Consider the following 12600-nt stretch of genomic DNA (forward strand, 5'->3'; position numbering starts at 1 on the left):
CCGCCCGGAGCCGGGGGCAACGCGGACGAGTGACAACCTCGCGACCCCCCGGCACCGCCCCCGGCCGGCCAGGCACCCGCCGACCCGCCCGCGGTGGCCAACGGGGGCCGGGCGGTGGCGCCGGGCGCCGTCCCACGGCCGAAAAGACTCCGCCGCGCGGATCGTTGGTCCTGAAACAGCGCGTGAAGTTACACTCACCGCCGGCACCAGGAGGCCCACGGGGGCACGTCAGTCACAGGGGAGGCCGCAGTGGCGGTGACCGCCAGGAAGATCGCCGTCTGGGTACTCGTGGTCTTCGTCCTCTACGTGATCATCACGGACCCGGCCAGGGCGGCCGACTACGTCCAGATAGGGTTCGAGGGCATATCCGACGCCGCCAAGGCCATCGGCGACTTCATGACCTGGGTCGCCAACGGAGGAAAGTGATGATCCGCCATCTGGTCCTGTTCAAGCTGAATGAGGGCGTCGAGCGCGACGACCCGCGTGTCGTCGAGGGGGTCGAGGCGTTCCGGGCCCTGGGCGGCCAGATCGAGGAGCTGCGCTTCTGGGAGTGCGCCTGGAACATCAGCGACCGGCCCATCGCCTACGACTTCGCGATCAACTCGGCGGTGGACGACGCCGACGCCCTCAAGCGCTACCTGGAGCACCCGGCCCACCAGGCGGGTGTCGCGCTGTGGCGGGAGTTCGCCACCTGGGTGATCGCCGACTACGAGTTCTGAGCCTCGTCCGCACCGAGCCCTCCGCCGTTCCGGCGGGGGGCTTTGGCGTGCCTTCCGCCCAAACTCGCCCCTCAACACGGCGTTATGCGGTGCTTGCACACAGTGCACATGTCTTGTGATGCTATGACCGCTTTTGACGGATGAGTTGATGGATCACGAGGTGGAGTTGACCGTGCCGGCCAGTACTGCGCCTCAAGCACCGCCCCCGCCCCAGGAAGCACCGGCCGGCCAGGACTCACCGGCCGCCCAGGACGCCCCGGCCGCCCAGGAAGCGCCGCAGCGCAGCCGGGGCGCCGACACCCGGGCCCTGACCCAGGTGCTCTTCGCCCAGCTCAAGGAGCTGGCGCCGGGGACCCCGGAGCACGACCGGGTGCGCGGGGCCTTGATCGAGGCCAATCTGCCGCTGGTGCGCTACGCCGCCGCCCGCTTCCGCTCCCGCAACGAGCCGATGGAGGACGTCGTCCAGGTCGGCACCATCGGCCTCATCAACGCCATCGACCGCTTCGACCCGGACCGGGGCGTGCAGTTCCCGACGTTCGCGATGCCGACCGTGGTCGGCGAGATCAAGCGGTACTTCCGCGACAACGTGCGCACCGTCCACGTACCGCGCCGCCTGCACGAGCTGTGGGTGCAGGTCAACAGCGCGACCGAGGATCTGACCACCGCCTTCGGGCGCTCCCCGACCACCGCCGAGATCGCCGAGCGGCTGCGCATCAGCGAGGAGGAGGTGCTGTCCTGCATCGAGGCCGGGCGGTCGTACCACGCCACCTCCCTGGAGGCCGCGCAGGAGGGCGACGGGCTGCCCGGGCTGCTGGACCGGCTCGGGTACGAGGATCCCGCGCTGGACGGGGTCGAGCACCGCGATCTGGTGCGCCACCTCCTCGTACAGCTCCCGGAGCGGGAGCAGCGCATCCTGCTGCTGCGTTACTACAGCAACCTCACCCAGTCGCAGATCAGTGCGGAGCTCGGCGTCTCCCAGATGCACGTCTCGCGGCTGCTCGCCCGCAGTTTCCAGCGGCTGAGGTCCGCCAACCGGATCGACGCGTAGGCGACGCCCCGGCCGAAACGCGACCGAAAGCGCGAGCGAGAGGTAACCGGCACGAGCGAATCGCTCACCAGGGCGGATGCCGACAGTTTCGCGCCGAAACTCCGTCAGACCCCCTGTTTCCAGGGCTGATTCACGTCTGTCGTGTCGACATGTCACTACAGCGCGTTGCCGACATGTGACATTCTGCGGGAAGCGCGTTTGCCGGAGCTCCGGCTCCGGTATTCAGGTGAAGGCTGCGCTCCCGAAGGGGGAGCGTTCCGCCGCGACCGTCCCGCGACCCAAAGGGGGTGGCATGTCCGCAGACCAGGGCAGCTCGAAGGTGCTCACGCTCCCGGAGAGCGAGACCGCGCCCGACGCGCTCGACGCGCTCGGCCCCATCGACGACGTCACGGGCCTTCAGGCGCCGGCCCCGGCCGTCACGGCCCCGGAGGCCATCGACACCCGCACCCTGTCCCGCTCCCTGTTCCTGCGGCTCGCCGCCCTCGACGAGGACAGCCCGGAGCGCGCCTACGTCCGGGACACCCTGATCGAGCTCAACCTCCCGCTGGTGCGCTACGCCGCCGCCCGCTTCCGCTCGCGCAACGAGCCGATGGAGGACATCGTCCAGGTCGGCACCATCGGCCTGATCAAGGCGATCGACCGCTTCGACTGCGAGCGGGGCGTGGAGTTCCCGACGTTCGCGATGCCGACCGTGGTCGGCGAGATCAAGCGGTTCTTCCGCGACACCTCCTGGTCGGTGCGCGTGCCGCGCCGGCTCCAGGAGCTGCGGCTGGCGCTGACCAAGGCCAGCGACGAGCTGTCGCAGAAGCTGGACCGCTCCCCGACCGTGGGCGAGCTGGCCGCCGTGCTGGGCGTCTCCGAGGAGGACGTGGTCGACGGGCTGGCGGTCGGCAACGCCTACACCGCCTCCTCGCTGGACTCCCCGGCCCCGGAGGACGACGGCGGCGAGGGGTCGCTGGCGGACCGCCTGGGCTACGAGGACACCGCCCTGGAGGGCGTGGAGTACCGCGAGTCCCTCAAGCCGCTGCTGGCCAAGCTGCCGCCCCGCGAGCGGCGGATCATCATGCTGCGCTTCTTCGCCAACATGACCCAGTCCCAGATCGGCGAGGAGGTCGGCATCTCGCAGATGCACGTCTCCCGGCTGCTGACCCGGACGCTGGCCCAGCTGCGCGAGGGCCTCATCTCCGACTGAGGACCCGGCCCCCGGGCAGGGGGACGAGACGACCGCCGCCGCGGCGCCCCGACGGGCACCGCGGCGGCGGTCGTCTGTCCGGGCGGGCGCGCTGTCCGGCGGGCGCGCGCGGCCCGCCGGCGTCCGTTACGCCAGCGCCAGCCAGGCCACGGCCGCGACGACCACCACGGCGACCACGACGCCGACGATCAGGCCGATGCGGGGCCCGGCCGGGGCGGCGGCCTGCCGGGACGGGGCGGGGGCGCCCTCGTCGACGAACGCGCGGAACATCTGGGTGCTGCCAGCGGGGTCGTAATTGCCCTGGGGGCCCTGGTTGTTCGCCATGGCCCGAGACCCTAGCGAATCCGCGGGTGCCGCCCAAGCGGGGGGCGGACGGAGCGCCCGGCCCGGTCGCACCCCGACTCACCTGCACATTTACGTTCGCAATACTTGCCTTTGCCAAGTTTTTATGCCGGACCCTCGCTTTTTATTTGCCTGTGGCAACCAATCACTCCTATGGTTGCTCTAAGCAACGATCACGGGAGGTGCGCCATGGCCGGGAAGGCGCAATACGAGGAGCTGATCCGTCAGCTCAGTGCCTTCGGCGCCGTGAAGCGGGAGCTCGGCCGCATCCTGCCGTCCGACTGCCCCAGCGGCTCCGCCGCGGTCCTGACGCTGCTCGGCCGCCACGGCGACATGCGCATGAGCAAGCTCGCGGAGCTGCTCGCCGTCGACATGTCGGTCACGAGCCGCCATGTGGCCCATGTCGCCGAGCGGGGCTGGATCGAACGCTCCCCGGACCCCGCCGACAAGCGCTCGCGCATCCTGCGCCTGACGCCCGAGGGCGTCGCGCAGCTCGACGCGCTGTCCGAGCGGACCACACAGCTGCTCGCCCACCGCCTGAGCGACTGGTCCGACGAGGAGGTCGGCCAGCTCACCCGGCTCATGGCGCGGCTGAGGGCGAGTTTCGACGACTGCCGGTTCCCCGCGAACCGGGCCGCCGCGCCACCCGTGGCCGATCAGTCACCACAGTCCACCCGTACACCCGCGATCACCACGTAAGAAAAGGAAGTCCATGGCAACGACCACACCAGCCGGTGTGCGGGCTCATGCCAAGCACGGGGGAGGCTCCTCCTCGGACGCCCCGATGACGCACCGGCAGATCATGGAGGCGCTCTCCGGGCTGCTGCTCGGCATGTTCGCCGCCATCCTGTCCTCGACCATCGTCTCCAACGCCCTGCCCGAGATCATCGGTGACCTCGGCGGCGGCCAGAGCGCGTACACCTGGGTCGTGACCGCCTCGCTGCTGGCGATGACGGCCTCGACTCCCCTGTGGGGCAAGCTCGCCGACCTGGTCAGCAAGAAGGCCCTGGTCCAGATAGCCCTCTGCGTCTACGTCGTCGGCTCCGTCGTCGCCGGCCTGTCGCAGAACCCGGGCATGCTGATCACCGCGCGTGTCATCCAGGGTCTGGGCGCGGGCGGTCTGTCCGCCCTGGCGCAGATCATCATGGCCGCGATGATCTCCCCGCGTGAGCGCGGGCGCTACTCCGGCTACCTGGGCGCGACCTTCGCGGTCGCGACCGTCGGCGGTCCGCTGCTCGGCGGCGTCATCACCGACACCAGCTGGCTCGGCTGGCGCTGGTGCCTCTACGTGGGTGTGCCGTTCGCGCTCATCGCGCTGCTGGTGCTCCAGAAGACGCTGCACCTGCCGGTGGTCAAGCGCAAGGTCAAGGTCGACTGGGCCGGTGCCTTCTTCATCACCGCGGCCGTCTGCCTGCTGCTGGTCTGGGTCACCTTCGCGGACGACAAGTACGACTGGATGTCCTGGCAGACCGCCGTCATGGTCGGCGGTGCGATCGTCTTGACCGCGATCTTCCTCTTCGTCGAGTCCAAGGCCAGCGAGCCGATCATCCCGCTGCGCCTGTTCAAGAACCGCACCATCACCCTGGCGTCCCTCGCCTCGCTGTTCGTCGGTATCGCGATGTTCGCGGGCACCGTCTACTTCAGCCAGTACTTCCAGCTGGCCCGGGACAAGTCCCCGACCATGTCGGGCGTCATGACGATCCCGATGATCGGCGGTCTGTTCGTCTCCTCCACGGTCTCCGGTCAGATCATCACCAAGACCGGCAAGTGGAAGGCCTGGCTGCTGGCCGGCGGCGTGCTGCTGACGGCGGGCCTGGGCCTGCTGGGCACCATGCGGTACGACACCCCGTACTGGCACCTCGCGATCTACATGGCGCTGATGGGCCTCGGCGTCGGCATGATGATGCAGAACCTCGTGCTCTGCACCCAGAACCAGGTGGCCCCGAGCGACCTGGGTGCCGCGTCCTCCGTCGTGACCTTCTTCCGGTCCCTCGGCGGCGCCGTGGGCGTCTCGGTGCTCGGCTCCGTGATGACGACCCGCATCGGCCACTACGCCGAGGACACCATCGGCCAGCTCAAGCCTGAGGAGCGGCTGGCGGCCGGCAAGGCCATGGGCTCGGGCCAGATCCCGGACATGGACGTGCTGCCCGCGCCCATCCGCACCTGGCTGGAGAGCGCCTACGGGCACGGCATCGGCGACATCTTCCTCTACGTCGCTCCCATCGCGTTCCTGGCGTTCCTCGTGACGCTGTTCATCAAGGAGGTCCCGTTGCGTACGTCGGGTGCGCTCGCCCAGTCCGCCCAGGCCGCCTCGCAGAGCGCCGCCCCGGCGGCCCCGGCCCCGGCCGAGGCCACCGCCCCGCGTGAGCCGGTCGCCGCCGGTTCGGTGCCGGCCGCCCCGGCCGAGGAGAACGGCGCCGCCACCGCCACCGGCACGCAGCGGCTCGCCGCCGTCGCCACGGCGGCCGGCTCCGCCGAGCCCGTCTCCGGCGGCATACCGGTCCGCGGCTTCGTCCGCGGTGCCGAGAGCGCGCCCGTGCCGCAGGCCGCGGTCACGCTGATCTCGCTGGGCGGCCGTCAGCTGGGCCGGTCGGTCGCGCAGGCCGACGGCTCCTACGGGGTGGACGCCCCCGGCGCGGGCTCGTACGTCCTGATCGCGTCCGCCGACGGCTACCAGCCGCAGGCGTCCACGATCGTCGTCAACGGCGAGCCGGTCGCGTACGACATCCTGCTCAGCGGCACCAGCGGCCTGAACGGCCTGGTCCGCGCCGCCGAGACCGGTCAGCCGGTCAAGGACGCCATGGTCATCGTGACCGACGTCCGCGGCGACCTGCTGGCCACCTCCACCACCGGCGCCCAGGGCGAGTTCTCCCTCGCCGAGCTGGTGCCGGGCACGGTGACCATCGCGGTCAACGCCGCCGGGTTCCGGCCGCGCGCCCTGCCCGTCGAGGTCGGCGGCGCGGGCGTCACCCGCGTCGAGATCGACCTGGAGGCCGGCGCCCGGGTCCAGGGCGTCGTCCGCGCCCCGCACGGCCCGCTGGCCGACGCCCGCGTGACGCTGGTCGACGCGGCGGGCAACGTGGTCGGCACCGCCACCACCGGTGAGGACGGCGCGTACGCCTTCACCGACCTGGACGGCGGCGAGTACACCGTCATCGCGACGGGTTACCCGCCGGTGGCGACCGCCCTGACGGTCAACGGCCAGGGCGTCGACGGCCACGACATCGAGCTCGCCCACCCCGGCGAGTAACCAGTACTCCGGCCCGTGGCGGGCACGCTCTGAGCGGAGGCGTGCCCGCCGCGGGCCGGTCTCATATGACCCTTTTGCAGTACTTTTTCAGGGAGAAAACGGGATGGGACTGACCGCGAGGATCCGTACCAGGGACGGATGGGCCGTGTCGCACGCGGTCGTCACGGTGACCGACATGACCGGCGCCCAGGTGCTGCGCGCCGAGGCGGACGCCGAGGGCGCCGTGCGGGACGCCACACCGCTGGCGCCGGGCGCGTACACCGTCATCGTCACGGCCGTCGGCTACGCGCCGGCCGCCTCCAGCGCGATCGTCACCGCGAGCGGACGGGCCGAGGTCGGCACGGTGACGCTGGCCCGGCAGGGCGGCACCGAGCTGCCTCCGCCGGGGCCGTGGACCGTCGACCCGGCGCACTCCAGCGTCGCCGCCGTCGCCCAGCACCTGGGGATCTCCAGCGTGCACGGCCGGTTCACGGACTTCTCCGGCACGATCGAGATCGCCCCGGACGACGTCACCAAGTCCCGGGTGGAGGCGGTGATCAAGGCCGCGTCCATCGACACCGGCAACGGCATGCGCGACACCCACCTGAAGTCGGGCGACTTCCTGGACGTCGAGCGGTTCCCGGAGATCACCTACCGCTCCACCGGCCTGACGCAGGCGGGCACCGACCGCTGGACCGTCCACGGCGAGCTCGGCCTGCACGGCGTCGTCCGGCCGGTCGACCTGGACCTCGCCTACCTGGGCACCGGCGCCGACCCGTGGGGCGGCACCCGGGCGGCGTTCCGCGCGACCACGGAGCTGCGGCGCGAGGACTTCGCCATGAACTACAACCAGGTGCTCCAGGCCGGTATCGCCGCCATCGGCACCACCCTCAGGGTGGAGCTGGACATCCAGGCGGTGCAGGGCGAGTCACTGCCGTCCGCCTGAGCCGCCGCGGGCCGTCCTGGCCACCAGTTCGCCGCACAGGTCGCGGAGTTTGACGTTGGAGTCCTGCGAGGCACGGCGCAGGCGCTCCAGCGCGATCCGCGCGTCGACCCGCTCACGCGCCATGAGGATGCCGATGGCCTGGTCGATGACGCTGCGCGAGAGCAGGGCGGTGCGCACGTCCGCGGCCGACTGCCGCTGCCGTTCGATGCGCAGGGCGGTGTCGACGGCGTCCGCGGCCCGCTCCGCGAAGGCCCGGGCCGCCGGGAGCCCCTCGCCCAGCGCGCCGGGCTCGACGCCGTAGAGGTTGATCGCGGCGCCCCGCTCGCCCGTCACGGCCAGCGGCAGCGCCAGCACACAGCGGACGCCCGCGGCGAGCGCGTACGCGGTGTAGGGCGGCCAGCGGGACTCCGCCGCCAGATCGGCGGCGTACTGGGCCGTCCCCGTCTCGGCGGCGTCCACGCAGGGGCCCGAGCCGTTCTCGTACTGGCGCAGGTCGAGTCCGCTGGGCAGTCCGGAGCTGCCGGCCAGGGTCATCAGCCGGTCGGCGCGGCGCACGGTGAGGCTGCACGCGACCGCCCCGGGGACCTCCCGCACCGCGCGGTCGGTGAGATCGCGCAGCAGGGTGTCGAGGCCCTGGCTGCGTACCATCGCCTGGTCGAGCGTTTCCGGGGTCTCGGGTCTCATGACCGTACGTGTATCCCCTCCGCGCTCGTTGACGCCTCACCCGGTGGTGGTGCCGTGCGCGTCGACGATGCGGCGGGCGAGGTCGCGCAGCTTCACGTTCTCCCGCTGGGAGGCCTTCACCAGGCTCTCGAAGGCGCTCGCCGCGTCGATGTCCTGCCGCTCCATGAGGATGCCGGTGGCCTGGCCGATCAGATCGCGGGTGCGCATGGCCTCGGTGAGCTGCTCGCGCACGGTCGCCGAGTCCAGGGCGATGCCGACGTGCGCGGTGAACAGCCGGCCGATGCGGGTGGCGTCCTCGCCGAAGGCCCGCGGCTTGCTGGCGTAGGCCGTCAGCACGGTGAGGCGGCGCCGGTCGGCGCGCAGCCGCAGCGACAGCGCCGAGCGCAGGCCGGCGGCGGACAGGGCGCCGCCGCGGCCGTCGGCCTCGCTGTCCTCTATCCGCGCCACCGGCGTGGCCCACAGGTGGTCCCAGTGCGGGTGCGGCTCGCGGCCGCCGTGGCGGGACTCCACGGACCGCACCACCTCGTCGGTCCAGGCCAGCGGGCGGCGCTGGCCGGTGTGCGGACGGCTGCCGCGCTCGATCACCGAGATGCCGGCGTGCTCGGCGCCCGGCATGAACCGCACGGCCAGGCGGACGGCGGTGTGCAGGGTGCTGTGCGGGGTGTCCGTCTCGTGCAGTCGCCGGGCCGCCGCCGTCAGGGCCTCGGCCAGCTCGAGGCCGCCGGAACCCACGGGAAAACGGGGCAAATCACCAAATTCGGACGCAGTCACCACGAACCTCTTCGGCATGCACGGCTGATACGGCCGTGCGCAGGAGAGCTCCGCAGCACATTCCCGACTGCGAGCACAGGACGCACAGCACTTTAGCTGCTCGGTTGCCCCGAAGTGACGCCCGGCCGACGGTCCGCCTTCCGCACCCGGCGCACCCGTGATGGAATGGCGAGTGGGTCAGGAAGCGGCCTAACCGGAATCCGGACGCACGTCTGCCAGGTGAGTCTCCGTGACCTTCCTCCCCCATCCCTCCGAGCCCGGTCAGCCACCCGGCTGCACCCTGCTCGCCCTGCCCCCAGAGATCGACTACTGCAACGCCGAGGCGATGCTGGACCTCGTGCTGTCCGCGATCGGCGACCCCGACGACGGGCTGCGGCTGCTCGTGCTGGACCTCAGCGGCACCCGTTTCATGGACTCCCAGGGCGTCCGCCTGGTCAACGACGTACGGCAGCGGCTGCACCCCCGGGCCCGGGTCCGGGTCGTGGCCCGGCCGGGCGGCGTGGCCAGCCGCGTCCTGGAACTGACCGGACTGCGCCGGGACGTGCCCGTGTACGACAACGTGGCGGAGGCGTTGCGGCCGTAGGCGCACCGTCCCGGCGGGCGGGTGACAGCGACCCGCCCGGACTCCGGCGCGCGGCCTACGCTGACCTCCATGGCACCGAACATCGCGACCAACACCCGAGTGTCCCTGGACGAGCTGCTGGACTTCGTACGGCCCCGTCACCGCGCGATCCTGCTGACCCGGCGGGCCGACGGCGGCCCCCAGGGGTCGCCGCTGACCTGCGGTGTCGACGACTCGGGCCGGATCGTGGTCGCCACGTACCCGGAGCGGGCCAAGACCCGCAACGCCAAGCGCGACCACCGGGTCAGCCTGATCGTCCTCAGCGACGACTGGAACGGCCCGTGGGTGCAGATCGACGGCACGGCGGAGGTGATCGACGCCCCCGACTCGGTGGAACCCCTCGTGGAGTACTACCGGAACATCGCCGGCGAGCACCCGGACTGGGACGAGTACCGGCAGGCCATGGTCCGGCAGGGCAAGTCGATCATCCGGATCACCCCGGAGCGCTGGGGGCCGGTGGCCACGGGAGGCTTCCCGGCGCGCCTGGCGGGCGGGGAGTAGGCGGTACGCCGGCCCGTCGGCACACCGGCGCCTGCGTGCGTCGGTACGCCGGCGCGTCTGTGCCTCGGTACGCCGGCGCGTCTGTGCGTCGGCGCTCAGCCGCGGGCCACCATCGCCTCGATGCCCGCGATCAGCAGGTCCAGCGCGTACTCGAAGTCGCGCTCCATCATCTCCGCCACCGTCTCGCCGCCGCGCACCGCCATGATCTTCTTGGACTCCTCGATGACCTCGGCGGCCTGCGGGACGCCGGTCACCTCGCTCATGGCCTGCCGGTAGTAGTCGTCCGGGGCCAGCCCGGCGGCCGCGGCGCCGGCGAGGAAGTGCCCCTCCAGCGTGCCGTAGCCGTACACGAACTGGAAGACGGCCGCGATCACGCTCATCACGCGGTGCTCGGGGACGCCGGTCCGGCGGACCACGCCCTGCACGGCCCGGGAGAAGGCGAGGTAGTTGGGGCCGATGTTGAGGAACGTCCCGGCCAGCGGCGACACCCACGGGTGGCGGACCAGCAGCCCGCGGTACTCCCGCGCCAGGGCCCGCAGCCGGTCGCGCCAGTCCTCGCCCGTGTCCGCCGCCGGCAGCCGGAACTCGCCCATCACCGCGTCCAGGGCGAGTTCCAGCAGGTCGTCCTTGGTGTCGACGTACCAGTAGACGGACATCGCGGTGACGTTCAGCTCCGCGGCCAGGCGGCGCATGGAGAACCGGGCCAGGCCCTCGGCGTCCAGCAGCCGTACGGTGGCCTCGACGATCCGGTCCCGGTCCAGCCCCGACGGCTGCCCGCCGCCGCGTCCGCCGCGGCGGGCCTTGCCCGCCAGCCAGACACTGCTCCGCACCGCCCGTTTGGCCTGCTCGGCCGCCTCCGCCATGGCACCTTCCTCGCCTTTTTCGATGCCGGTCATGCTAGGGCCTGCCGCACACGGGGGCCGTGCCCTGCCCCCGCACGCCTACCCGGCGGACCGGATCCTCACCATCAGGGCGAGGGGGCCGCGGGTGCCGCCCGCTCCGCCCTGCGCAGCAGCACCGCCGCGACCAGCCCGCCGAGCAGCACGGCCACCGCGCCCACCAGCTGGCTGCTCTCCAGCCCGGCGGAGAAGGCGTCGGTGATCCGCTCCCGCTCGGCCGCAGAGTCCGCCGAGGCCAGCGCCGCCGGCAGCGAGCTCGCCGTCACCGAGACCAGCGCCGCGAACCGCGCGTTGAGGACCGCGCCCAGCACCGCGACGCCCAGCCCGTTGCCGAACTCGGCGAGCGTGCCGTTGATCCCGGCCCCCACCCCCGCCTTCTCCGGAGGGATGGAGCTCATGATGGCGTGCGCCATGGCGGGGCTGGCGATCGCGCACCCCACGCCGATCAGCAGCAGCCCCAGCAGCGTGCCGGCGTAGCCGCCGCAGGCCAGCAGGGCGATCGCCGCCAGGCCGGCCGCCGTCAGCACCATGCCCAGGGCGATGGAGACGGGCAGGCCCAGCCTCGCCGTCCACTTCGCCGTGAGGCCGGTGAAGTTCAGCACGACGAAGGTGAGCGCCAGCGGCGAGGTCCGCAGGCCGGCCTCCAGCGCGTCGTATCCGAGGACGAACTGGAGATGCTGGGTCAGCAGATACATGGCGCCGGTCATGCCGAACGTGATGAGCACCGCGCCGGCGACCGCGCCCGTGAACCGGCGGTCGCGGAAGAAGTGCAGGTCCAGCATCGGGTACGGGACACGGCTCTCCCAGTACGCGAAGGCGCCGAGGGTCACGGCCGCCACGGCCGCCGAGGCCAGGACCCGCTCCGAAGCCCAGCCGTGGTCGGGGCCGGAGATGATCGCGAAGACCAGGGACGCCATGCCGATGGTGGAGAGCAGGGCGCCGAGCAGGTCGGGGCGGTCGCCCCGGGGGTTCTTGGACTCGGGGACCAGGGCCACCACGGCGACCAGGGCCAGCGCCGCGACCGGCAGATTGACCAGGAAGATCGCGCCCCACCAGAAGTGGTTCAGCATGAAGCCGCCCAGCAGCGGCCCCGCCGCGAAGCCCAGGGAGTTGACGGCGGCCCAGACGCCGATCGCCCTGGGCTGCTCCTCGGGGGTGAAGACCTGCATCGCCACGGCGAGGGTGGTGGTCAACAGCAGCGCGCCGCCGATGCCCATGCCCGCCCGGGCCGCGATCAGCTGGCCCGCGGACTGGGCCAGTCCGGCCACCAGCGAACCGAGACCGAACAGGGCCAGGCCCGCGAACAGCATCTTCTTGCGGCCGTGGCGGTCGGCGGCGTTGCCCGCGGTGAGCAGCAGGCCGGACTGCACCAGCGAGTAGGCGTTGATCATCCACTGGATGTCGGAGGTCGCCGCGTCCATCTCGCGGGTGAGCGAGGGGATGGCGACGTTCAGAACGGTGTTGTCGATCACCACGGTGAGCTGTGCCAGGCAGATGACACCGAGGATCCACCAGCGCTGTGGGTGGCCCTGCGGCTGGTTCCGAGGCACCTGACCGGGCTCTTCCCGGGCGTGTTCCTGGGGGGACGTCGTCATGCCATACACCGTAGAACAGCCTCATACGACGTACAAGAAGAGTTCTCGTACG

Annotated in this window: 14 protein-coding genes; 9 read left to right on the plus strand and 5 right to left on the minus strand. The window is 71.9% G+C overall.

Annotated elements, in window-relative coordinates; translation table 11 throughout:
• Positions 1 to 255: 255 nt before the first annotated feature.
• From AB0L74_RS22430 to AB0L74_RS22445, 4 genes are all read left to right on the plus strand, one after another.
• Positions 256 to 426 carry a hypothetical protein gene (locus tag AB0L74_RS22430; protein WP_365655125.1) on the plus strand — a complete coding sequence of 57 codons (171 nt, stop codon included), beginning with the start codon at positions 256 to 258 and terminating at the stop codon, positions 424 to 426.
• The gene (locus AB0L74_RS22435; protein WP_365654972.1) at positions 426 to 719 is read left to right on the plus strand and encodes a Dabb family protein; all 294 of its coding nucleotides are present in this window, start codon (positions 426 to 428) and stop codon (positions 717 to 719) included. Before AB0L74_RS22430 ends, AB0L74_RS22435 begins: the two co-directional genes overlap by 1 nt.
• Before the next feature lie 148 nt (positions 720 to 867).
• Complete coding sequence (locus AB0L74_RS22440) at positions 868 to 1767, plus strand: RNA polymerase sigma factor SigF (RefSeq protein ID WP_365654975.1); 900 nt, start codon at positions 868 to 870, stop codon at positions 1765 to 1767.
• Positions 1768 to 2059: 292 nt separating this feature from the next.
• Complete coding sequence (locus AB0L74_RS22445; protein WP_164393174.1) at positions 2060 to 2959, plus strand: RNA polymerase sigma factor SigF; 900 nt, start codon at positions 2060 to 2062, stop codon at positions 2957 to 2959.
• A 126-nt stretch (positions 2960 to 3085) separates the two neighbouring features.
• Here AB0L74_RS22445 and AB0L74_RS22450 read toward each other — a convergent pair whose 3' ends face one another.
• The gene (locus AB0L74_RS22450; protein ID WP_365654979.1) at positions 3086 to 3283 is read right to left on the minus strand and encodes a hypothetical protein; all 198 of its coding nucleotides are present in this window, start codon (positions 3281 to 3283) and stop codon (positions 3086 to 3088) included.
• A gap of 207 nt (positions 3284 to 3490) precedes the next feature.
• Between AB0L74_RS22450 and AB0L74_RS22455 the strand changes: the two genes are divergently transcribed.
• The 3 genes from AB0L74_RS22455 to AB0L74_RS22465 all read left to right on the plus strand — a co-directional run bounded on the left by AB0L74_RS22455 (position 3491) and on the right by AB0L74_RS22465 (position 7476).
• Positions 3491 to 4000 (plus strand): MarR family transcriptional regulator, encoded by a 510-nt coding sequence (locus AB0L74_RS22455; RefSeq protein WP_365654982.1) that lies wholly within the window; start codon positions 3491 to 3493, stop codon positions 3998 to 4000.
• A gap of 13 nt (positions 4001 to 4013) precedes the next feature.
• Complete coding sequence (locus tag AB0L74_RS22460) at positions 4014 to 6551, plus strand: MFS transporter (protein ID WP_365654985.1); 2538 nt, start codon at positions 4014 to 4016, stop codon at positions 6549 to 6551.
• Positions 6552 to 6654: 103 nt separating this feature from the next.
• Positions 6655 to 7476 carry a YceI family protein gene (locus AB0L74_RS22465; protein WP_365654988.1) on the plus strand — a complete coding sequence of 274 codons (822 nt, stop codon included), beginning with the start codon at positions 6655 to 6657 and terminating at the stop codon, positions 7474 to 7476.
• Here the strand turns inward: AB0L74_RS22465 and AB0L74_RS22470 are convergent.
• Complete coding sequence (locus AB0L74_RS22470) at positions 7459 to 8160, minus strand: GAF and ANTAR domain-containing protein (RefSeq protein ID WP_365654993.1); 702 nt, start codon at positions 8158 to 8160, stop codon at positions 7459 to 7461. The two genes, AB0L74_RS22465 and AB0L74_RS22470, sit on opposite strands and share 18 nt — an antisense overlap.
• Positions 8161 to 8196: 36 nt before the next feature.
• Positions 8197 to 8949, minus strand: a complete 753-nt coding sequence (locus tag AB0L74_RS22475; RefSeq protein WP_365654996.1) for an ANTAR domain-containing protein — start codon at positions 8947 to 8949, stop codon at positions 8197 to 8199.
• Between the two features lie 211 nt (positions 8950 to 9160).
• On the opposite strand from AB0L74_RS22475, the gene AB0L74_RS22480 reads away from it, so the two are divergent.
• Positions 9161 to 9514 carry an STAS domain-containing protein gene (locus AB0L74_RS22480; protein WP_365654999.1) on the plus strand — a complete coding sequence of 118 codons (354 nt, stop codon included), beginning with the start codon at positions 9161 to 9163 and terminating at the stop codon, positions 9512 to 9514.
• A 69-nt stretch (positions 9515 to 9583) separates the two neighbouring features.
• Positions 9584 to 10054 carry a PPOX class F420-dependent oxidoreductase gene (locus AB0L74_RS22485; RefSeq protein WP_365655002.1) on the plus strand — a complete coding sequence of 157 codons (471 nt, stop codon included), beginning with the start codon at positions 9584 to 9586 and terminating at the stop codon, positions 10052 to 10054.
• A 95-nt stretch (positions 10055 to 10149) separates the two neighbouring features.
• On the opposite strand, the gene AB0L74_RS22490 is transcribed toward AB0L74_RS22485, so the two are convergent.
• Positions 10150 to 10917, minus strand: a complete 768-nt coding sequence (locus tag AB0L74_RS22490; protein WP_365655119.1) for a TetR/AcrR family transcriptional regulator C-terminal domain-containing protein — start codon at positions 10915 to 10917, stop codon at positions 10150 to 10152.
• Positions 10918 to 11021: 104 nt separating this feature from the next.
• On the minus strand, positions 11022 to 12548 hold the full coding sequence (locus AB0L74_RS22495; protein ID WP_365655005.1) for an MFS transporter: 1527 nt from the start codon (positions 12546 to 12548) through the stop codon (positions 11022 to 11024).
• Positions 12549 to 12600 lie beyond the last annotated feature (52 nt).

Source organism: Streptomyces sp. NPDC052020 (assembly GCF_040680575.1).
GTDB lineage: Bacteria > Actinomycetota > Actinomycetes > Streptomycetales > Streptomycetaceae > Streptomyces.

Bases quoted from the DNA above. Each gene is read 5' to 3' on its own strand.
- AB0L74_RS22435 (WP_365654972.1), top strand. From the start codon at position 426: ATGATCCGCCATCTGGTCCTGTTCAAGCTGAATGAGGGCGTCGAGCGC.
- AB0L74_RS22440 (WP_365654975.1), top strand. From the start codon at position 868: ATGGATCACGAGGTGGAGTTGACCGTGCCGGCCAGTACTGCGCCTCAA.
- AB0L74_RS22445 (WP_164393174.1), top strand. From the start codon at position 2,060: ATGTCCGCAGACCAGGGCAGCTCGAAGGTGCTCACGCTCCCGGAGAGC.
- AB0L74_RS22450 (WP_365654979.1), bottom strand. From the start codon at position 3,283: ATGGCGAACAACCAGGGCCCCCAGGGCAATTACGACCCCGCTGGCAGC.
- AB0L74_RS22455 (WP_365654982.1), top strand. From the start codon at position 3,491: ATGGCCGGGAAGGCGCAATACGAGGAGCTGATCCGTCAGCTCAGTGCC.
- AB0L74_RS22460 (WP_365654985.1), top strand. From the start codon at position 4,014: ATGGCAACGACCACACCAGCCGGTGTGCGGGCTCATGCCAAGCACGGG.
- AB0L74_RS22465 (WP_365654988.1), top strand. From the start codon at position 6,655: ATGGGACTGACCGCGAGGATCCGTACCAGGGACGGATGGGCCGTGTCG.
- AB0L74_RS22470 (WP_365654993.1), bottom strand. From the start codon at position 8,160: ATGAGACCCGAGACCCCGGAAACGCTCGACCAGGCGATGGTACGCAGC.
- AB0L74_RS22475 (WP_365654996.1), bottom strand. From the start codon at position 8,949: ATGCCGAAGAGGTTCGTGGTGACTGCGTCCGAATTTGGTGATTTGCCC.
- AB0L74_RS22485 (WP_365655002.1), top strand. From the start codon at position 9,584: ATGGCACCGAACATCGCGACCAACACCCGAGTGTCCCTGGACGAGCTG.
- AB0L74_RS22490 (WP_365655119.1), bottom strand. From the start codon at position 10,917: ATGGCGGAGGCGGCCGAGCAGGCCAAACGGGCGGTGCGGAGCAGTGTC.
- AB0L74_RS22495 (WP_365655005.1), bottom strand. From the start codon at position 12,548: ATGACGACGTCCCCCCAGGAACACGCCCGGGAAGAGCCCGGTCAGGTG.